This is a genomic window from Rhizobacter sp., from assembly GCF_032229685.1.
Taxonomy (GTDB): domain Bacteria; phylum Pseudomonadota; class Gammaproteobacteria; order Burkholderiales; family Burkholderiaceae_C; genus LMDS01.
The window spans coordinates 133,845-152,374 of sequence record NZ_JAVTWP010000031.1 but is presented as its reverse complement, the minus strand read 5'-3'; the positions used below and the strand labels follow the sequence as shown (position 1 = coordinate 152,374).

General features: G+C 67.5%; 18 protein-coding genes. 7 read left to right on the top strand and 11 right to left on the bottom strand.

From position 1 onward, the window contains the following. Both AC30PD_RS12400 and AC30PD_RS12395 read right to left on the bottom strand, forming a co-directional pair. Nucleotides 1-1,035, bottom strand: coding sequence for a branched-chain amino acid ABC transporter permease (locus AC30PD_RS12400; RefSeq protein WP_489535964.1), 1,035 nt, complete (start codon nucleotides 1,033-1,035; stop codon nucleotides 1-3). Nucleotides 1,036-1,123: 88 nt separating this feature from the next. Next, a complete protein-coding gene (locus tag AC30PD_RS12395; protein ID WP_489535963.1) occupies nucleotides 1,124-2,401 on the bottom strand; it encodes a branched-chain amino acid ABC transporter substrate-binding protein in 1,278 nt (425 codons plus the stop codon). A gap of 202 nt (nucleotides 2,402-2,603) precedes the next feature. Between AC30PD_RS12395 and AC30PD_RS12390 the strand changes: the two genes are divergently transcribed. From AC30PD_RS12390 to AC30PD_RS12370, 5 genes are read left to right on the top strand one after another with little or no spacing between them, the layout of a single operon-like run. Then, a complete protein-coding gene (locus tag AC30PD_RS12390; RefSeq protein WP_489535962.1) occupies nucleotides 2,604-4,112 on the top strand; it encodes a protein adenylyltransferase SelO in 1,509 nt (502 codons plus the stop codon). Beyond that, nucleotides 4,109-4,507, top strand: a complete 399-nt coding sequence (msrB, locus tag AC30PD_RS12385) for a peptide-methionine (R)-S-oxide reductase MsrB (protein ID WP_489535961.1) — start codon at nucleotides 4,109-4,111, stop codon at nucleotides 4,505-4,507. The genes AC30PD_RS12390 and msrB overlap by 4 nt, the downstream gene beginning before the upstream one ends. A gap of 46 nt (nucleotides 4,508-4,553) precedes the next feature. Further along, nucleotides 4,554-5,204, top strand: coding sequence for a septation protein A (locus tag AC30PD_RS12380; RefSeq protein ID WP_489535960.1), 651 nt, complete (start codon nucleotides 4,554-4,556; stop codon nucleotides 5,202-5,204). 10 nt (nucleotides 5,205-5,214) lie between these two features. Continuing rightward, complete coding sequence (locus AC30PD_RS12375) at nucleotides 5,215-5,481, top strand: BolA family protein (protein WP_489535959.1); 267 nt, start codon at nucleotides 5,215-5,217, stop codon at nucleotides 5,479-5,481. A gap of 26 nt (nucleotides 5,482-5,507) precedes the next feature. Beyond that, the gene (locus AC30PD_RS12370) at nucleotides 5,508-6,314 is read left to right on the top strand and encodes a foldase protein PrsA (protein ID WP_489535958.1); all 807 of its coding nucleotides are present in this window, start codon (nucleotides 5,508-5,510) and stop codon (nucleotides 6,312-6,314) included. A gap of 73 nt (nucleotides 6,315-6,387) precedes the next feature. Here the strand turns inward: AC30PD_RS12370 and AC30PD_RS12365 are convergent, their stop codons facing one another. Further along, nucleotides 6,388-7,077, bottom strand: coding sequence for an ABC transporter ATP-binding protein (locus tag AC30PD_RS12365; RefSeq protein WP_489535957.1), 690 nt, complete (start codon nucleotides 7,075-7,077; stop codon nucleotides 6,388-6,390). Nucleotides 7,078-7,162: 85 nt separating this feature from the next. Here AC30PD_RS12365 and AC30PD_RS12360 point away from each other — a divergent pair, with 85 nt between their 5' ends. After that, nucleotides 7,163-7,792 (top strand): arylesterase, encoded by a 630-nt coding sequence (locus AC30PD_RS12360; RefSeq protein ID WP_489536332.1) that lies wholly within the window; start codon nucleotides 7,163-7,165, stop codon nucleotides 7,790-7,792. Nucleotides 7,793-7,828: 36 nt separating this feature from the next. Here AC30PD_RS12360 and AC30PD_RS12355 read toward each other — a convergent pair whose 3' ends face one another. The 4 genes from AC30PD_RS12355 to AC30PD_RS12340 form a co-directional block, all read right to left on the bottom strand. After that, nucleotides 7,829-10,003, bottom strand: a complete 2,175-nt coding sequence (locus AC30PD_RS12355) for a DUF6600 domain-containing protein (RefSeq protein ID WP_489535956.1) — start codon at nucleotides 10,001-10,003, stop codon at nucleotides 7,829-7,831. Nucleotides 10,004-10,156: 153 nt separating this feature from the next. After that, entirely contained in the window at nucleotides 10,157-10,693 is a 537-nt protein-coding gene (gene def / locus AC30PD_RS12350) for a peptide deformylase (protein WP_489535955.1), read from the bottom strand. 44 nt (nucleotides 10,694-10,737) lie between these two features. Beyond that, nucleotides 10,738-11,673, bottom strand: coding sequence for a pyridoxamine 5'-phosphate oxidase family protein (locus tag AC30PD_RS12345; protein ID WP_489535954.1), 936 nt, complete (start codon nucleotides 11,671-11,673; stop codon nucleotides 10,738-10,740). Nucleotides 11,674-11,683: 10 nt separating this feature from the next. Beyond that, nucleotides 11,684-12,337, bottom strand: coding sequence for a glutathione S-transferase family protein (locus AC30PD_RS12340; RefSeq protein WP_489535953.1), 654 nt, complete (start codon nucleotides 12,335-12,337; stop codon nucleotides 11,684-11,686). A gap of 104 nt (nucleotides 12,338-12,441) precedes the next feature. Between AC30PD_RS12340 and AC30PD_RS12335 the strand changes: the two genes are divergently transcribed. Then, nucleotides 12,442-13,341, top strand: coding sequence for a LysR family transcriptional regulator (locus tag AC30PD_RS12335; RefSeq protein WP_489535952.1), 900 nt, complete (start codon nucleotides 12,442-12,444; stop codon nucleotides 13,339-13,341). Between the two features lies 1 nt (nucleotide 13,342). On the opposite strand, the gene AC30PD_RS12330 is transcribed toward AC30PD_RS12335, so the two are convergent. The 4 genes from AC30PD_RS12330 to meaB all read right to left on the bottom strand — a co-directional run bounded on the left by AC30PD_RS12330 (nucleotide 13,343) and on the right by meaB (nucleotide 18,527). Continuing rightward, a complete protein-coding gene (locus tag AC30PD_RS12330; protein ID WP_489535951.1) occupies nucleotides 13,343-13,819 on the bottom strand; it encodes a VOC family protein in 477 nt (158 codons plus the stop codon). Then, on the bottom strand, nucleotides 13,816-15,861 hold the full coding sequence (locus AC30PD_RS12325) for an acetyl-CoA carboxylase biotin carboxylase subunit (RefSeq protein ID WP_489535950.1): 2,046 nt from the start codon (nucleotides 15,859-15,861) through the stop codon (nucleotides 13,816-13,818). The genes AC30PD_RS12330 and AC30PD_RS12325 overlap by 4 nt, the downstream gene beginning before the upstream one ends. 130 nt (nucleotides 15,862-15,991) lie before the next feature. Continuing rightward, nucleotides 15,992-17,524, bottom strand: coding sequence for an acyl-CoA carboxylase subunit beta (locus AC30PD_RS12320; RefSeq protein WP_489535949.1), 1,533 nt, complete (start codon nucleotides 17,522-17,524; stop codon nucleotides 15,992-15,994). 7 nt (nucleotides 17,525-17,531) lie between these two features. Further along, a complete protein-coding gene (gene meaB / locus AC30PD_RS12315) occupies nucleotides 17,532-18,527 on the bottom strand; it encodes a methylmalonyl Co-A mutase-associated GTPase MeaB (RefSeq protein WP_489535948.1) in 996 nt (331 codons plus the stop codon). Between the last annotated feature and the right edge of the window lie 3 nt (nucleotides 18,528-18,530).

Here is an 18,530-nt window from a genome sequence, read left to right as displayed (position 1 = left end):
TCAGCCCTCGCGCGTGCCCATCAGGCCCTTGGGCCTGAAGATCAGGATCAGCACCAGGAACAGGTACGGGAGGATCGGCGCCACCTGAGACAGCGTGAGCTTCAGGAAAGAGTTGTCGGCCGCAGCCGCCGAAAGCGTGAAGCCCACGCCCTTGAGCGCGCTGAGCACCGAATAGTCGAGTGCGACCGCGAAGGTCTGCAACACGCCGATCAGCAGCGAAGCGACGAAGGCCCCGGCCAGAGAACCCATGCCACCGACCACGACCACGACGAAGATCACCGAGCCCACGGTGGCGGCCATGGCCGGTTCGGTCACGAAGGTGCTGCCACCGATCACGCCTGCCAGACCGGCCAGGCCGGCGCCGGCGCCGAACACCAGCATGAACACACGCGGCACGTTGTGGCCGAGCGCCTCCACCATTTCAGGGTGCGTGAGCGCGCTCTGGATCACCAGACCGATGCGCGTGCGCGTGAGCATCAGCCACAGCGCCACCAGCATCACGAGCGCGATGAACATCATGAAACCACGCGTCGCCGGGAACGGCGAGCAGACGATGCGCACCGCGGCGTCGGCGCTCGAGCACATCGCAGAAGGTGCCGCGCCCCAGAGCAGGCGCATGCCGTCGACCGACGAGGTCACGAGCGTGAACAGCGGCCCGCGCAAGACCTCGGGCGGCTGGAACTCGACCGCGTTGCGGCCCCAGATCAGCTGCACCAGCTCGAGCACCACGTAAGACAGGCCGAAGGTGATCAGCAGCTCGGGCACATGGCCGAACTTGTGAACGCGGCGCAGGCAGTACTTCTCGAACGCTGCGCCGAGCGCGGCCACCACCAGCGGGGCGAGCACCAGCCCGGGCCAGAAACCGGTCAGCCGCGTGATCGAAAAGCCCACGTAGGCGCCGACCATGTAGAAGCTCGCATGGGCGAAGTTCAGCACCCCCATCATGCTGAAGATGAGCGTGAGGCCCGAACTCAGCATGAACAACAACAGCCCGTAGCTCAGGCCGTTGAGCATCGAAATCGTGAAGAACTCCATCGTGCGGGGCAGGTTCCGGGTCTGGTGACAAACAGGGCCCGCCGAGTCATCCCCGGCGGGCCCGATGCGCTTTCAGGAAGGGGCTGGGTCAGCCGCCGGCAGGCCGCGTCATCTGGCAGCTGGTCGGGGTGCTCGACACGTACGGGGCGTACTCGGCGACCGGCGCCAGCGTCATGCCGGTGTTTTCGGGCGAGTACGGATACTTCTTGTCAGCCTTCTGCCACACCGTCATGTAGAGCGTCTGCTGCAGTTGGTGGTCGCTCTTGCGCATCTCGATGTCGCCACCGAACGCGCTCTTCATCTTCAGGCCTTCGAGGGCGAAGGCCACCTTCACCGGGTCGGTCGACTTGGCCTTGAGCATGGCGGCACCCAGCGTCTCGTAGATGCGGATGATCGAACCGGTGTAGAAGTCGTCGTTGTTCTTGGCCTTGAATTCCTTGCCCCAGGCGTCCATCTGGCCACCCATGTTGTAGTGCACATAGGCCACCTGGAACACCTTGCCGGCGCCGTTGGCACCGAGCGCCGAAGGCGTGCCGGTCACGCCGGTGTAGTAGGTGAAGAACTTGCCCGTGTAGCCACCTTCATTGGCCGCCTTGACCAGCAGCGCCAGGTCGGAGCCCCAGTTGCCGGTGATCACGCTGTCGGCGCCCGAAGCCTTGATCTTGGCGATGTAGGGCGCGAAGTCACGCACCTGCGCGAGCGGGTGCAGGTCTTCGCCGACGATCTGGATGTCGGGGCGCTTGCGGGCCAGATATTCCTTGCCGTACTTCGCGACCTGCTGGCCGTGCGAGTAGTTCTGGTTCAACAGGTAGACCTTCTTGACGTCGGCCTGGTCTTTCATGAAGGTCGTCATCGCCTCCATCTTCATGGTGGTGTCCGCATCGAAGCGGAAATGCCAGAAGCTGCACTTGCTGTTGGTCAGATCGGGATCGACCGCCGCCTCGTTCATGAAGATGATTTCTTTGCCGGGGTTGCGCTCGTTGTGCTTGTTGATCGCGTCGACCAGCGCGAGCGCCACCGACGAGCCATTGCCCTGGATCACGTAGCGGATGCCCTGGTCGATCGCCGACTTCAGTGCGTTCAGGCTTTCGGTCGGGCTGAGCTTGTTGTCGACGGCGATCACGTCGAACTTCACGCCGGCCGGGTTCGAAGCGTTGAACTTCTCCTGGAAGAACTGCCAGCTCTTGTACTGGTTCGTGCCGACCGGGCCCATCAGGCCGGTGAGCGGGTCGATCCACATCATCTTGACAGTCTGACCTGCGAGCGGCTTGGCCTGCGCCAATGCGGAGCCGGCCGAGGCGACCAACGCGGCCCCCACGGTGAGGCTGAGAAGGCTGCGGGTCAGCAAGCTGGTCTTGAACTTCATGCGGTGTCTCCTGCGACAAAAAGTGAACGCCGCAACGGTAACGGATGCGCGATGCCGGGAGTTACAGGGACTACCCCGAAGGCTTGTCGCACCCGCGACAAGCCGGGAGCACACCGGCCTCCGACCCGGTTGCGCACAGGGGCATTGCGATGGCCAGACCCCACCCCGATCGGGCCGCGCAGCGATCGCTAAACTCGACCCGATGAGCATTGCCCTTCAAGCCGCCCCGATCCATACCGCCGGCGACGCTGTGGCGTGGCCCAACCGGTTCCTGGAACTCGGGCCAGCTTTCTTCACCGCCTTGCCCGCCGAACACCTTACCGAGCCGCACTGGGTGGCGCGCAGCGAGCACTGCGCCGAACAGCTCGGCCTGCCGGCCGACTGGTGGCAACGCGCCGACCTGAACGCGCTGCAGGTTCTGAGCGGCAACGGGCTCTGGCCCGGCATGCACCCGCTGGCCAGCGTCTACAGCGGGCACCAGTTTGGGGTGTGGGCCGGGCAGCTCGGCGACGGCCGCGCGCTCTGGCTCGGCGAGATGGCCACGCCCAACGGCCCGATGGAATGGCAGCTCAAGGGCGCGGGCCGTACGCCCTATTCGCGCATGGGCGACGGCCGCGCGGTGTTGCGCTCGTCGATCCGCGAGTTCCTTTGCTCCGAAGCGATGCACGGCCTGGGCATTCCGACCACACGCGCCTTGTGTGTCACCGGCTCGCCCTTGAAGGTGCGGCGCGAAGAGGTCGAGACCGCGGCGGTGCTGACCCGCGTGGCGCCGAGTTTCATCCGCTTCGGCCACTTCGAGCACTTCTCGCACCACGACCAGCACGGCAACCTGAAACGCCTGGTCGACTTCGTGATCGAGCACCACTGCCCGGGCTGCCTGGAGGCCGCACACCCGGTCGTGGCGCTGCTGGAACAGGTGACACGCCGCACGGCCGAGCTGATGGCCGGCTGGCAAGCGGTCGGCTTCTGCCACGGCGTGATGAACACCGACAACATGTCGATCCTCGGGCTCACGATCGACTACGGCCCGTTCGGCTTTCTCGACGCGTTCGACCCGGGCCACATCTGCAACCATTCCGACCACCAGGGCCGTTACGCCTGGGCGCGCCAGCCGAACGTCGGCTTCTGGAACCTGCACGCGCTGGCGCAGGCCTTGCTGCCGCTGATCGGTGATTCCGACCTGGCACTGGCGGCGCTCGAAACCTACAAGAGCGCGTATTCGCAGGCGATGCTGCAGCGCTGGTCGGCCAAGCTCGGCCTGCAGACCAGCGCGGCCGATGACCAGACGCTGGTCGACGACCTGCTCAAGCGCATGGCCGCCGACAAGGCCGACTTCACGATCACTTTTCGCCGCCTCGCTTCGTTCGACAGCACGCCCGGCGCGCCCAACACGGCGCTGCGTGACCTGTTCCTCGACCGCGAAGCCTTCGACGCCTGGGGCGCTCGCTACGCGGAACGTCTGCGCATCGAGGCAAGCAGCGATTCCGAGCGGGCCTTGCGGATGAACCGCATCAACCCCAAGTTCGTGCTGCGGAACCATCTGGCCGAAGTTGCGATCAAGAACGCCCAGGCGGGTGACTTCGCCGAGGTCCACCGCCTGCTGAAAGTTCTGCAGCGTCCTTTCGACGAATCTCCGGCCGGGGCGACCGAAAGCGACGCCGGCTTCCCGCCCGAATGGGCTCAGACGATCGAGGTGTCCTGTTCATCATGAGCGACTACAAAGTCAAGAAGACCGATGCCGAGTGGCGCGCCCAACTCGACCCGATGCAGTTCGAAGTGGCGCGCAAGGCCGCGACCGAGCGCCCCTTCACCGGCAAGTACTGGGACCACTGGAGCGACGGCAATTACAACTGCGTCGGCTGCGGCACGCCGCTGTTCAAGTCCGACACCAAGTTCGACGCCGGCTGCGGCTGGCCGAGCTATTTCGAGCCGATCAACAGCGAGGTCGTCGAACGTGTGGTCGACAAGACCCACGGCATGGTGCGTGTGGAAGTGCGCTGCAACAACTGCGGCTCGCACCTCGGCCACGTGTTCGAAGACGGCCCCGAGCCGACCGGCGAGCGCTTCTGCATCAATTCGGCCGCGATAGACTTCGCCCCGAAATGAGCTGCCGGGCGCCCCGGCGCCCGACCTGGCGAACCGCAAAACCAACATGAAGCTGCTGCTCGACTTCCTGCCCCTGCTGCTGTTTTTCGGCACCTTCAAGTACGCCGAAGGCCACAAGGACTGGGCCGCGACCTTCGCCACCGACCACTTCGGCGCGATCGTCTCCGGCGGCGTGGTCGGCCCCGACGAAGCGCCGGTGTTGCTGGCCACGCTGGTGGTGATCGTGGCCACGCTGGCGCAGATCGCGGTGATCTTCGCGCGTGGCAAGAAGCCCGACATGATGTTGTGGATCACCTTCGTGCTCGTGGTGGTGCTGGGCGGCGCGACCGTCTGGTTCCACAACGCGACCTTCATCAAGTGGAAGCCGAGCGTTCTGTACTGGGCGATGGGCCTGACCTTCTGGATCAGCCAGGCGTTCTTCCGCAAGAACCTGCTGCAGTCACTGATCGGCGACCAGCTCGAACTGCCCGCCGCGGTGTGGCAGCGGCTGAACTTCGCCTGGATCGGCTTCTTCGCTTTCATGGGCCTGCTCAACCTGTACGTGGCCTACAGTTTTTCGACCTCGACCTGGGCCACCTTCAAGGCCTTCGGCGCGACCGGCCTGATGCTGGTGTTCATGCTGGCCCAGGGCCTGTACCTGAGCCGACACATCAAGCCCGAACCCGAAGGCGCCACGGCGCCCGACCAGGCACCCTGAGGTGAGCACGATGAGCGTCTCTGCCGCACAGATCGAAGCCGAACTGAGCGCGGCGCTGCAGCCGGCTTCGCTCGACGTGCAAGACGACAGCCACCTGCACGCCGGCCACGCTGGCGCGCGTGAAGGCCGGCATTTCAGCGTGCGTGTCGTCAGCGCGCGCTTCAACGGTTTGTCACGTCTTGCCCGGCACCGCCTCGTATATGATTCGCTCGCATCGCTGATGCCACGCGGCATCCACGCACTCGCCATCGACGCCCGCGCGCCTGGCGACTCCTGAACTCTCCTCCCCACACCGCTCACACCATGAAGAAGACTCTTCTCGCCGTCGGCGCCGCCGTGCTGCTGTCTGCCACCTTCGCAGCCCAGGCACAGAACATCGCCATCGTCAACGGCAAGGCCGTGCCCAAGGCGCGCGCCGACGCGTTCATCAAGCAGATCCAGGCCCAGGCTGCGGCGCAGAACCAGCAGTTGCCGCCCGACCTCGACGTGCGGGTGCGCGACAAGCTCGTGATGGACGAAATCTTCACGCAAGAAGCCGAGCGGCGCGGCCTGGCCGGTTCGGCCGAGTACAAGCAGCAGATGGAACAGGCGCGCCAGGCCGTGCTGATGCAGGCGCTGATGGCCGACCAGGCGAAGAAGAACCAGATCACCGACGCCGAGATCAAGGCCGAGTACGACAAGTTCAAGGCGCAGTCGAGCGGCACCGAGTACCGCGCACGCCACATCCTGGTCGAGAAGGAAGAAGAAGCCACGGCGCTGATCAAGCAGATCAAGGCGGGTGGCAATTTCGAAGACCTGGCCAAGAAGAACTCGAAGGACACCGGCTCGGGCGCCAATGGAGGCGACCTCGACTTCGCGGCACCGGGCGGCTTTGTTCCCGAGTTCTCGCAGGCCATGGTCAAGCTCAAGAAGGGCGAGATGACACAAGAGCCGGTGAAGACGCAGTTCGGCTACCACATCATCAAGCTCGAAGACACGCGCGAAGCCACCTTCCCGCCGCTCGAAGAAGTGAAGGCGCAGATCAAGCAGCGCCTGGAACAGCAGAAGATGACCGCCTTCCGCGACGAGATTCGCGCCAAGGCCAAGACCGACTACAAGTTCAGTCAGTAGAGCCTGACGCTTCGAGAACCGAGCGCTTCGCTACTGCTACAAGGGCGCCGTTGGCGCCCTTGTTCTTTTGCTTCTACAAGAGCTGCTCTGTACCCAGGTCGACACGGCCGGCTTCGATCCGCAGTTGGCGGTCGCAGCGCGCCGCGATGCCGCGGTCATGGGTGACGAGCACGAGCGTGGTGCCGGCTTCGCGGTTCAGGTCGAACATCAGGCTCATCACGGTTTCGCCGGTCGCGAAGTCGAGGCTGCCAGTCGGCTCGTCGGCGAGCAGCACGGCGGGCTGCACGACGAAAGCGCGGGCCAGCGCCACACGCTGCTGCTCGCCGCCCGACAGCACCTTCGGGTAGTGGCGCAGGCGCTCGCCGAGGCCCACACGCTGCAACATCTCGGTGGCCATCGCGCGGGCGTCGTGGCGACCCTGCAGTTCGAGCGGCAGCATCACGTTTTCCAGCGCATTCAGGTTGCCGAGCAACTGGAAACTCTGGAACACGAACCCCACCTTCGCTGCACGCACGGCGGCGCGGGCGTCTTCGTCGATCGTGAACAGGTCGGTGCCGGCCAGCTTCACGGTGCCGGTGGTCGGCGTGTCGAGCCCGGCGATGATCGACAGCAGCGTGCTCTTGCCCGAGCCCGATGCGCCGACGATCGCGGCCGATTGCCGCGCCGCCAGGGTGAAATCGATCTCATGGAGAATGGTCAAGGTGCCGGTGGAGTCTTGCACTTGTTTGGTGACACGCTCGACCGCGATGATGGGTTCAGACATGGATGAAGTGGTGCTTTCTTCGAAGACCGCCGCGCGGCGCGAGGCCACGCGCAGGCAATGGCTGCTGCACTGTAGCGTGCTCGCCATGGCCGCGAGCCTGGCGCTGCCTCAGCCCTCACGGGCGCAGGCCAATGCAGCGGCAGCGCCTTCGACCGCAGGCAAGGTCGTGCTCGTCGTGGGCGACAGCCTGTCGGCCGAGTACGGCCTGGCGCGCGGCGCGGGCTGGGTCGCGCTGCTCGAAGCGCGCCTGGCGCAGAAGAAGATCGCGGCCCGCGTCGTCAACGCCAGCATCAGCGGCGACACCACGTCGGGCGGGCGCTCGCGCCTGCCGCAGTTGCTGAAGCAACACCGGCCCGCCGTGGTCGTGCTCGAACTTGGCGGCAACGACGCCTTGCGTGGCCTGCCCCTGGGCACCAGCCGCGACAACCTGGCGCTGATGGCACGCAGCGCCAAGGCGGCCGGGGCCAAGGTGCTGGTGCTGGGGATGCAGGTGCCGCCGAACTACGGGCGCCAGTACAGCGACGAGTTTTTTGCGCTGTTCGCGGCCGTCGCGAAGGCTGAAGGCACGGCGCTCGTGCCCTTCATGCTCAAAGGTGTGGCCGACGGGCCGCAGGCGACCGAGCTGTTCCAGGCCGACCGCATTCACCCGAAGGCCGAAGCCCACCCGTTGATCCTCGACAACGTGTGGCCGGCGCTGGAGCCGCTGCTGCGCTGAGGCCGTGCACCGCTGCCGTTGCGGCAGCGGCCTGGATCAGTCTTTCTTGTCGCCGCGGTCACGCGCGTCGTTGCGCCGCTCGTCACGGCGATCGTCGCGCACCGCTTCGGCACGCGCGCGCTGCGGCGGCTCGGGGCGGCGCGCGTCGGGCACCGCAGGTCGCTGCACTTCGGCCGCAGGCCGGGCAGGCGCCTCGACCGCCCTGGGCTGAACGGGCGCCGGCTCGGGGCGCTGTGGCGGCCGTGGTGCCGGTGGTTGTGCCTGTGGCTGCGGTTGCGGCTGCGGCTGCACTGCTTGACCGCCTGGTCGACGCCCCGGCGCGTCGGTGCCGGGCGCCTGATTGGCTGGCCGATCACCGGCATCGCGCTGCGGCGCGGGCCGATTCACGGGCGCCACCGGTGGTGGCGGGGCAACGGGCCGGGCCGGAGCCACGGCAGCAGGTGCCGGTGCCGGGGCAGCAGCGGGCGCAGGAATCGGCTCGCGCCCCGGGCCGCGCCGGTCGTCACCGGCACCCGACGGGCCTGGCCGGCGATCAGGGCCCGGTGCACCCGGGCGAGCACCGGCGTTGGCCGGCGGCGTGGCAGGCGTGCCCACGCTCGGCGCGGCGGGCGACACGGGCGACGGTGCCGCAGCACGGTTCGGCGGGCCCTCGGGGCGGCCTTCGTCGCGCTGGCCAGGCGGCCGGCGGTCGCTGCGGTCGCCACCACGGCCACCGTCTTGGGCTTGGCCCGGGCCACGGCCAGCATCGGCACCACGCGGCGGGAAGCTGTCACGCGCGGGGCGCGGGTTGCCGGCCACGCCGGGCGGCGGTGCGACCGGGCGGCGGTCGTTGGCCTGGGCACGCCCGGGCGCGACCGGCGCCGCGATCGGTGCCACGACCAGGGCCTCGCCGCGCCGCGGTTCACGACTCAGGTCACGCACCCACGGTGTGTTGCGCATCTGCGCGGCGGCGGGCGCGACCGGCTGTCGGGCGGTGAGCACGCTGCCCGGAACCACCGTCAGCGCATTCGGGAAGCGCCGGTTGCCGAAGTCACGCGGCGCACGCGGGTTGTTCACCACGGCGTTGATCGTGGTGATGTTGGTCACGTGCGTGATGTTGATGTTCTGCACGTAGCGCTGGCTGTAGCGGTACGAAGGCACATAGACCTCGCGCGGCGCGAGCGGGAACCAGCCGACCGCCGGCCCGCCGCCGATGTTGACCGACACGCTCACGTTCGGGCCGCCCACCCACGCCACGAGTGCCGGCGCATAGACCGGTCGCACCACGCGCGCGCCCGGCGCCCAGCCCCAGCGATCGCGGTGGTAGACCCAGCGGCCATAGTGGAAAGGCGCAAAGCCCCAGGGCGCGTCGTCGACCCAGGTCCAGCCCCAGGGGCGCACGTAGGCCCAGTGGCCGGTGCTGTAAGGCGCCCAGCCGACCGCCACGCCGCGCGGGTACCAGAGCGCGCCGTACTCGGTGTTCTGGTCCCAGTTGCCGTAGCGGTCGAGCTCTTCGACGCCGGTCATCTCGGCCGAGACATAACGCGGGGCCACCACGCGGTCGGCGGCGCGGTCACGCTCGCCGTTCCAGCCGGCAAAGTCGTCGTTGACGGGCGAGCTGAGGCTGTACTGGGCGGCGTTGCCGGAATCGAGCCAGAACTCGGCGCGCTGGCCGGCGGTGACGGTGAGCGCGCTGTTCGGCCCTTCGTACACGGCCTCACCGGTGTAGACCGTGAGGTGGCTCGCGGGCCGGTCGCGGTCGATGCGATAACGGCCAGCGCGTTGCAGCACGAAGCGGCCTTCTTCGGTCAGCACGTCGACCTCGCCGGCGTCGTTGAAGTTGCGAACACGGGCCGTCATGCTGCCGCCGTGCAGTTGCAGCGAGATGGTGTCGTCGTCGAGTTGCACCACCTCGAGCTCGGAAGCAGCGTCGAGGCGCAGGATCGTCGAGCCCACCTGCAGTTCGGCGCGCGCGCCGGGGTCGGTGGCCAAGCGGTCACCGCTGGTCAGCGGCCGGTTGCGATCAGCGGCGATCCATTCGGCGCTGTCGGGGCTGTAGAACCAGACCTGGCCGTTGAGGTCGGACAAGCGGGCCACACGGCCGGGCGGGTCGGCCTCAGGGCCGCTCTGGGCGCTGGCGCTGAACGTCGCCGCGAGGCCGGCCACGGCGATCAGCATCGACCCCAGGACGGCGAAGAACGGGCCGAAGAATCGTGGCGGTTTGAAGGTCATGGTGCTGTACTCCTGTGAGGCGCGGCGTGCGCTCTGCTTCTCGCAACGCCACCTTGCGGCAACATGCTGCCCTGCTTCAACGCCCCTGCCGATCATCCGGCCGACTCGGGCGGCGTAGGAGAAACGCCCGTTTACACAACAGCAACGTGCGGCTCAGTCGTCATCGCCGGCATCGAGCCCGGGGAAGAGCACGCTCGTGAAGCCGAAGCGGCTGAAGTCGCGGATGCGCATCGGGTAGAGCTTGCCGACCAGATGATCGCATTCGTGTTGCACCACGCGGGCGTGAAATCCCTCGGCTTCGCGCTCGATCGGGCGCCCTTGCGGGTCGAAGCCGCTGTAGCGGATGCGCGCGAAGCGTGGCACCACGCCGCGCAGCCCGGGCACCGAGAGGCAACCCTCCCAGCCCTCTTCTTCGGCGTCGCCCAGCGGCGTGATCACGGGGTTGATGAGCACCGTTTCGGGCACCGGCGGTGCGTCGGGGTAACGGGTGTTCTGCTTGAAGCCGAAGATCACCAGCGCCAGATCGACGCCGATCTGCGGCGCGGCCAGGCCGGCGCCGTTGACGGCATGCATGGTCTCGAACAGGTCATCGACCAAGGTATGCAACTCTGGCGTGTCGAACGCCCGCACCGGTTGCGCCACGCGCAGCAGGCGCGGGTCGCCCATCTTCAGGATCTCTCGAACGGTCATGGTCGGGCGCACAGTGGGTGGACGCCCCACTGTAGCGCCTGTGGTCAGCCCCAGTCCCCGGTGGCGGCCAGTTGCGGCGCGGGCTCGGGCGCCGACCAACGCAGCGGCAGCGCCTGCGGCCGCCACATTCCTTCGTCGACCCGAAAACGCAGCAGGCGCAAGGCGCCGGCAAAGCCTTCGAGCTCGGCGCCGCTCGTGATGACCTCGGCCATGCCAGTGAGCTGCAGCACGCCGCCCGACTCGTGGTCGACGAACAGCAACCCGGCAAGCGGGTTGGCGACGATGTTGCCGAGCGTGTTGAAAAAGAAGTTGCCGCGAAAGTCGGGCAGCGTCAGCTGCGTCGCGCCGTCGACCTCATCGACCCGAACGAAGCCGGGCTTGCCGCCGCGGTGCGACACGTCGGCGCCCTGGCCTGGCGCGGCGGTAGCGATGAACAAGGTGTCGGCCCGCACGATCAGCGCCGAAGCCTCGGCGGACAGCAGCGAGCCTTCGAGCCGCATTGCCGGCAGCTCGTCGGGCAGGCCGGCCCATTGCGGCGCACGGGCCTGGATGTACTGCGGGCAATTGCCGAAACTCTGGTCGACCTGCAGCTCGAAACCCCCTTCGTCGACCCGCACGACCGTCCCGTTCATGCGGTTGCGCCGGCGGGTCTGCGGCTCGATGCCGAGAAGCCCGAGCGCTGCCCCCACGTGCAGCTGCCCGCGCAGCGGATCGGCCGCAGACGGCAGCCCGTCCACCCGCAGGTGCTGCGCATCGGGCGTGTGAATGAAGCCCGGCAGCGCCGCGAGCATCGAAGCCCAGGGCCGCCCGCGTGCGTCGACGCTGCCGACCAGCAGCGTCGGCAGTTGCTCGAAGAACTCGCGGTGCTGCTCCGGCATGTGGTCGCGGATCACACGCGGGCCGATCTCCTGCATACGCTCGAACACGCCCGCGGCGCGTTGCAGCGCGAGCTCGCCCGCATGAAACGGTGTGGTGGTCATCGCAGCGCCCTCAGGCTGTCGCTTCCGGCACCGGGCTGCGCACCAGATCCACAAAACCCGGCAAGGCTTCGATGCGCGCGAGCCAGGCCCGCAGGCGCGGGTAAGGCGCGAGGCTGACACCGCCTTCGGGCGCGTGCGCGGTGTAGCTGTAGAGCGCCACGTCGGCAATAGTCGGGTGCGCGGCGGCCAGATGGTCCTGTGTCGAAAGGTGCTTTTCCATCACGACAAAAAGCCGCGCGGCGGCTTCGCGCTGCGCCTGGTCCACCGGCCGGCCGAACAGCACGCATACCCGCGCGGCCGCCGGCCCGTAAGCCAGCGGCCCGGCGGCGATGCTGAGCCAGCGCTGCACGTGCGCTGCGCCGACCGCGTCACGCGGCAGCCAGGTGCCGCTGGCGTCGTAAGTCAGGGCGAGGTAGGTCAGGATCGCGTTGCTGTCGGCAAGCACGAGATCACCGTCCTCGATCACCGGCAGTTGCCCGAACAGGTTCAGCGCAAGGAAGGCCGGGCTCTTGTGCTCGGCCTTCATGAAGTCGACCGGCACGCGCTCGAACGGCAGGCCGAGCAGCGACAGGAACAGTTCGACGCGGTGGGCGTGGCCCGACACCGGGTTCCAGTGGAGACGGATCGGGCGCGACGGAGAATGGGTGGGCGTGGGCGTGGGCATGGTGCAGCGGGCTTCGTTGACAAGGCCGCCAGCGTATCCGCCGCCAGTGCGCAGCGGAATCACCGCCACCGACACTTGAGTCTTGCAACCCGTGGAATGACAAGATGGACCATCTGGACTCGCTCAAGGTTTTTGTCGCCGTCGCAGAGGCGCAAGGCCTGGCGCCGGCAGCGCGCAAGCTCGGCCTCTCGGCGCCCGCGGTCACGCGTGCGATCAGCGCGCTCGAGCAGCGGCTGGGTGCGCAACTCCTGCAGCGCAGCACACGCAGCGTGCGGCTCACCGAGATCGGCGAGCGCTTTCTCGGCGATTGCCGGCGCATCCTGGCCGATCTCGACGAAGCCGAAGCCTCGGCCGGCGGCGCGCACGCAGCACCGAAAGGCGCACTCGCGATCACCGCTTCTTCGATGTTCGGGCGCTTGCACGTCGCCCCGATCGCGCTCGACTTCCTGGCGCTGCACCCCCAGGTCACGGTGCGTGGCATGTTCGTCGACCGGGTCGTCAACCTGATGGACGAGGGCTTCGACGTCGCGGTGCGCATCGCACGCCTGCCCGACTCGGGCATGACGGCGGTGCGCGTCGGTGCGATCCGTGTCGTCGTGGTCGCGTCGCCCGCCTATCTGGCCGAGCACGGCGTGCCGGCCCACCCCAGCGAACTGGAACGCCACGAAGCCTTCGGCTTCGCGCAGACCGGCCTGGCGCCGCCGACCTGGTCGTTCCGCGGCGTGAGCAGTGGCACGCAGCCCCGGATGCGCCTGGCCACCAATGCCAACGAAGTGGCGATCGACGCCGCCGTGCAGGGCCGCGGCCTCGCGCGAGCGATGCGCTACCAGGTGGACGCCGACGTGCGCGCCGGGCGCTTGCAGATCGTGCTCGAGGAGTTCGAGCCCGAGCCCATTCCAGTGCATCTCGTGCACGTGGCCGGGCGCATGGCGCCGGCCAAGCTGCGCGCGTTCATCGACTTCGCGGTCGAGCGCCTGCGCAGCGAGCCCGTGCTCAGGTCGTAGTTCAGCTCAGCGCGGCGATCACCTCGGCCGGCGCCTGCACGAGTTCGATCAACACCCCTTCGCCACCGACCGGGAACTCGTCGTTGCTCTTGGGGTGCACGAAGCAGATGTCGAAGCCGGCCGCGCCCTTGCGGATGCCGCCCGGGGCGAAGCGCACGCCGTTGGCCGACAACCACTCGACCGCTTTCGGCAGGTCGTCGATCCACAGGCCGATGTGGTTCAGCGGCGTGGTGTGCACCGCCGGTTTGCCATTGGGATCGATCGGTTCCATCAGGTCGACCTCGACCTTGAACGCGCCCTTGCCCATGGCGCAGATGTCTTCATCGACGTTCTCGCGCTCGCTGCGAAAGTTACCAGTGACCTCGAGCCCGAACTTCTCGACCCACAACGTGCGCAAGCGCTCCTTGCTCGGGCCGCCGATCGCCACCTGCTGGATGCCCAGCACCTTGAACGGGCGCGCACTTTCCAAAGCGCTCATGCGGCCTCCGAGCGTTCGAATTCCATGATGACCTGATCGACCGCCAGGCTCTCGCCCTTGCTCGCCATGACCCTGGCGACCACACCGTCGCGCAAGGCAACGAGGATGTTCTCCATCTTCATGGCCTCGATCACCGCGAGCTTCTCGCCGGCGCGGATGGCCTGGCCCGGCTGCACCGCCACATCGACCAGCAAGCCCGGCATCGGCGAGAGCAGGAACTTCGACAGATCGGGCGGCGCCTTGAAGGGCATCAGCGCGTTCAGTTCGGCGGCGCGCGGCGAGAGCACGCGCACCTCGACGGTGGAACCGTGGTGCGTGACGCGGTAGGCCAGCATCAGCCGTTCGATCTGCGCGCTGAAGGCCTTGCCGTTGACGGTGCCGTTCACGGCCACGTCGCGCAAGTCGCCCTCGAAACGGATCGCATACGTCTTGCCGCCGATCACCACGTCGAGTGCCTCGCCGTGCAGCGCCACCGTGGCCGGCGTGTGCTCGCGTGCGCCGGCGGCGTCGGTCTGCACGACGACGAACTCGCTGCCGATCTGCAGCTCATGCCCGCGCAACTGGCCGCTGATGCCGGCCGAGCGCGCCAGCACGCGGCGGTTCAGCGCCACCGCGAGCGCAAGCAGGAAGTTCGGCTCCTCGTGTTTCACCGAAGCGAGCGTGAAGCCCTTCGGGTACTGCTCGGCGATGAAGCCGGTGTTGAAGTCGCCCGCAACGAACTTCGGGTGCGCCAGCAACGCCGCCTGGAACGGGATGTTGCTCGAGATGCCGCGGATCACGAACGCGTTGAGTGCCTCGCGCATCTTTCGGATCGCGTCCAGCCGGTCGCTGCCGTGCACGATCAGCTTGCAGATCATCGAGTCGTAAAACATCGGGATCTCGCCGCCTTCGTACACGCCCGTGTCGACGCGCACGCCGCCTTCCGCGGGCACCGGCTTCGAGGCCTCCATCGTGGTCGCCGGCGGCTCGAAGGCGATCAGCCGACCGGTGCTCGGCAGGAAGCCACGCAGCGGGTCTTCCGCATTGATGCGGCACTCCATCGCCCAGCCGTTGCGCGGGATCTGGCTCTGCGTGAACGCGAGCTTCTCGCCGGCCGCGACAAGGATCATCTGCTCGACCAGGTCGAGCCCGGTGATGCACTCGGTGACCGGGTGCTCGACCTGCAGCCGCGTGTTCATCTCGAGGAAGTAGAAGCTCTGGTCCTTGCCGACGACGAACTCGACCGTGCCGGCCGACTGGTAGTTCACCGCCTTGGCCAGCGCCACGGCCTGCGCGCCCATCGCGGCGCGCGTCGCCTCGCTGATGAAGGGCGATGGCGCCTCCTCGATCACCTTCTGGTGGCGGCGCTGGATCGAGCATTCGCGCTCGTGCAGGTAGACGCAATTGCCGTGCGCGTCGCCCAGCACCTGGATCTCGATGTGGCGCGGCTCCTCGACGAACTTCTCGATGAAGACGCGGTCGTCGCCGAAGCTGTTGCGGGCCTCGTTGCGGCACGAGCCGAAGCCATCGAACGCTTCCTTGTCGTTGTACGCGACGCGCAAGCCCTTGCCGCCGCCGCCGGCCGAGGCCTTGATCATCACCGGGTAGCCGATGCCCTTGGCGATCTCGACCGCCTGCTCGGGCGTGTCGATCGCCGCGTTGTAGCCGGGGATGGTGTTGACCTTGGCCGCGCCGGCGAGCTTCTTCGACGCGATCTTGTCGCCCATCGCCGCGATCGACGCGTGCTTGGGGCCGATGAAGACGATGCCTTCTTCTTCCACACGCTTGGCGAACGCCTCGTTCTCGCTCAGGAATCCGTAGCCCGGGTGCACGGCCTGCGCGCCGGTCTGCTTGCACGCAGCGATGATCTTGTCCATCACGAGGTAAGACTCGCGGCTGGGCGGCGCGCCGATGCAGACGGCCTCGTCGGCCAGTTCCACGTGCAGCGCATCGCGGTCGGCGTCGGAATAGACAGCCACCGTCTTGATGCCCATCTTCTTCGCCGTCTTGATGACACGGCAGGCAATCTCGCCTCGATTCGCGATCAGGATCTTTGTGAACATCTTCAACCTTTCAACCAACGCAACCGGGCGCGCGAAGCGCGGCCCGCCATCAAGCTACCAACGCGGAGCCGGCTTTGCCGGGCCGCCGTTGGGCGCCCCTTGGGGGCAAGAGCGAAGCGACAGGGGGGCCTCATAACGGGATGTTGCCGTGCTTGCGCCACGGGTTGTCCATCTTCTTGTCGCGCAGCATCACCAGCGAGCGGCAGATGCGTTTGCGTGTCTCGTGCGGCTGGATCACATCGTCGATGTAGCCGCGTGCACTCGCCACGAACGGGTTCGCGAACTTGGCCTTGTATTCGGCCTCGCGCGCCGCCAGCTTGGCCGGGTCGCCCTTCTCTTCGCGGAAGATGATCTCGACAGCGCCTTTCGCGCCCATCACCGCGATCTCGGCGTTCGGCCAGGCAAAGTTCACGTCGCCGCGCAGGTGCTTGGAGCTCATCACGTCGTAGGCGCCGCCGTAGGCCTTGCGCGTGATCACGGTGATCTTGGGCACGGTGCACTCGGCGTACGCATAGAGCAGCTTCGCGCCGTGCTTGATGATGCCGCCGTACTCCTGGCTCGTGCCGGGCATGAAGCCAGGCACGTCGACGAATGTCAGCACGGGGATGTTGAAGGCATCGCAGAAGCGCACGAAACGCGCCGCCTTGATGCTGCTTTTGATGTCGAGGCAACCCGCCAGCACCAGCGGCTGGTTCGCGACGATGCCGACCGCCTGACCGTCCATGCGGGCGAAGCCGATGATGATGTTTTTCGCGTAGTCGGGCTGCAGCTCGAAGAAGTCGCCGTCGTCGACGGTCTTCGCGATCAGCTCCTTCATGTCGTACGGCTTGTTCGGGTTGTCGGGCACCAGCGTGTCGAGCGACAGGTCGGTTCGCTCGGCCGGGTCGCTGCTCGGCCGCACGGGGGCTTTCTCGCGGTTGTTCAGCGGCAGGTAGTTGAAGAAGCGGCGCAGCATCGCGAGCGCATCCACGTCGTTGTCGAAGGCCAGGTCGGCGACGCCGCTCTTGGTGGTGTGCGCCGAAGCGCCACCGAGGTCTTCGGCCGTCACTTCCTCGTGCGTCACCGTCTTCACCACCTCGGGGCCGGTGACGAACATGTAGGAGCTGTCGCGCACCATGAAGATGAAGTCGGTCATCGCCGGCGAGTACACCGCACCGCCGGCGCACGGGCCCATGATCATGCTGATCTGCGGCACCACGCCGCTGGCCATCACGTTGCGCTGGAACACCTCGGCATAACCGCCGAGCGAAGCCACGCCTTCCTGGATGCGGGCGCCGCCGGAATCGTTCAAGCCGATCACCGGCGCGCCGACCTTCATCGCCTGGTCCATCACCTTGCAGATCTTCTCGGCGTGCGCCTCGGAGAGCGCGCCGCCGAAGACGGTGAAGTCCTGGCTGAACACGAACACCAGGCGGCCGTTGATCATGCCGTAGCCGGTGACCACGCCGTCGCCCGGCGGCCGGTTGTCCTGCATGCCGAAGTCGTGGTTGCGGTGCTCGACGAACATGTCCCACTCTTCGAACGTGTCGGCGTCGAGCAGCAGCTCGATGCGCTCGCGCGCTGTGAGCTTGCCCTTGCCGTGCTGCGCGGCGATGCGCTTCTCGCCGCCGCCCAGGCGCGCCTTGGCGCGCTTGGCTTCGAGCTGCTGGATGATGTCGTGCATGGTCGGTCTACCTCGTTGGATTTTCGAAAAGGTTCAGCAAAGCGCGCGCGGCCGACGACGGCGCCACGCGCGCTTCGGTCACGTCTTGCATGGTGCGTGGCAGCGCGTCGCGCACGGCGGCGTGCTGGCGAAAGTCGGCATTCAGGCGGGCATGAACGATGTCCCACATCCAGGCCAGCGCCTGCTGCTGGCGGCGTGTGTCGAACTCGCCGGTGGCGCGCCGTTTGTGGTGGAACTCTTCGACCTGCTGCCAGAAGGCGTCGATGCCTTGCGCCTTCAGCGCGCTCAGCCGCATGACACGCGGCGACCAGTGCGTGTCGTCGCCATGGCCGCCGAAGAGGCGCAGCGAACTGCGGATGTGCGCCTCGGCGCGCGCTGCCGCGTCGGGGTCGATGTCGGCCTTGTTGATGACGACCAGGTCGGCCAGTTCCATCACGCCCTTCTTGATCGCCTGCAGGTCGTCGCCGGCGTTCGGCAACTGCAGCAGCACGAACATGTCGGTCATGCTGGCCACAGCCGTTTCGCTCTGGCCGACGCCGACGGTTTCGACGATCACCACGCTGTAACCCGCCGCTTCGCACACCAGCATCGCCTCACGCGTTTTTTCGGCCACGCCGCCGAGCGTGCCCGAGGCCGGGCTCGGCCTGATGTAGGCCGCCTCGTTGATCGACAGCATTTCCATGCGGGTCTTGTCACCCAGGATTGAGCCGCCCGACAAACTCGACGACGGGTCGATGGCGAGCACCGCGACGCGGTGGCCGGCCTCAATCAGCGCCTGGCCGAGCACTTCGATGAAGGTCGACTTGCCCACGCCGGGCACACCCGAGATGCCCAGGCGCATCGCCCGGCCGGTGTGCGGCAGCAAGGCGTTGAGCAAGGCGTCGGCGCGCGCGCGGTGGTCGGCGCGGGTCGACTCGAGCAGCGTGATGGCCTTGGCCAGCGCGCGCCGCTCGCCGCGCCGCACGCCGTCTGCCAGAACCTGATCGACGGGGGTCGAGGTCACGGC

Excerpts from the sequence above, each read along its gene's own strand:
- AC30PD_RS12320 (WP_489535949.1), bottom strand. The coding sequence starts at position 17,524 with ATGCACGACATCATCCAGCAGCTCGAAGCCAAGCGCGCCAAGGCGCGC.
- AC30PD_RS12390 (WP_489535962.1), top strand. The coding sequence starts at position 2,604 with ATGAGCATTGCCCTTCAAGCCGCCCCGATCCATACCGCCGGCGACGCT.
- AC30PD_RS12345 (WP_489535954.1), bottom strand. The coding sequence starts at position 11,673 with ATGACCACCACACCGTTTCATGCGGGCGAGCTCGCGCTGCAACGCGCC.
- AC30PD_RS12375 (WP_489535959.1), top strand. The coding sequence starts at position 5,215 with ATGAGCGTCTCTGCCGCACAGATCGAAGCCGAACTGAGCGCGGCGCTG.
- def (WP_489535955.1), bottom strand. The coding sequence starts at position 10,693 with ATGACCGTTCGAGAGATCCTGAAGATGGGCGACCCGCGCCTGCTGCGC.
- AC30PD_RS12340 (WP_489535953.1), bottom strand. The coding sequence starts at position 12,337 with ATGCCCACGCCCACGCCCACCCATTCTCCGTCGCGCCCGATCCGTCTC.
- AC30PD_RS12335 (WP_489535952.1), top strand. The coding sequence starts at position 12,442 with ATGGACCATCTGGACTCGCTCAAGGTTTTTGTCGCCGTCGCAGAGGCG.
- AC30PD_RS12380 (WP_489535960.1), top strand. The coding sequence starts at position 4,554 with ATGAAGCTGCTGCTCGACTTCCTGCCCCTGCTGCTGTTTTTCGGCACC.
- AC30PD_RS12325 (WP_489535950.1), bottom strand. The coding sequence starts at position 15,861 with ATGTTCACAAAGATCCTGATCGCGAATCGAGGCGAGATTGCCTGCCGT.
- AC30PD_RS12370 (WP_489535958.1), top strand. The coding sequence starts at position 5,508 with ATGAAGAAGACTCTTCTCGCCGTCGGCGCCGCCGTGCTGCTGTCTGCC.
- AC30PD_RS12395 (WP_489535963.1), bottom strand. The coding sequence starts at position 2,401 with ATGAAGTTCAAGACCAGCTTGCTGACCCGCAGCCTTCTCAGCCTCACC.
- msrB (WP_489535961.1), top strand. The coding sequence starts at position 4,109 with ATGAGCGACTACAAAGTCAAGAAGACCGATGCCGAGTGGCGCGCCCAA.
- AC30PD_RS12330 (WP_489535951.1), bottom strand. The coding sequence starts at position 13,819 with ATGAGCGCTTTGGAAAGTGCGCGCCCGTTCAAGGTGCTGGGCATCCAG.
- AC30PD_RS12365 (WP_489535957.1), bottom strand. The coding sequence starts at position 7,077 with ATGTCTGAACCCATCATCGCGGTCGAGCGTGTCACCAAACAAGTGCAA.
- AC30PD_RS12400 (WP_489535964.1), bottom strand. The coding sequence starts at position 1,035 with ATGGAGTTCTTCACGATTTCGATGCTCAACGGCCTGAGCTACGGGCTG.
- AC30PD_RS12355 (WP_489535956.1), bottom strand. The coding sequence starts at position 10,003 with ATGACCTTCAAACCGCCACGATTCTTCGGCCCGTTCTTCGCCGTCCTG.
- AC30PD_RS12360 (WP_489536332.1), top strand. The coding sequence starts at position 7,163 with ATGGCCGCGAGCCTGGCGCTGCCTCAGCCCTCACGGGCGCAGGCCAAT.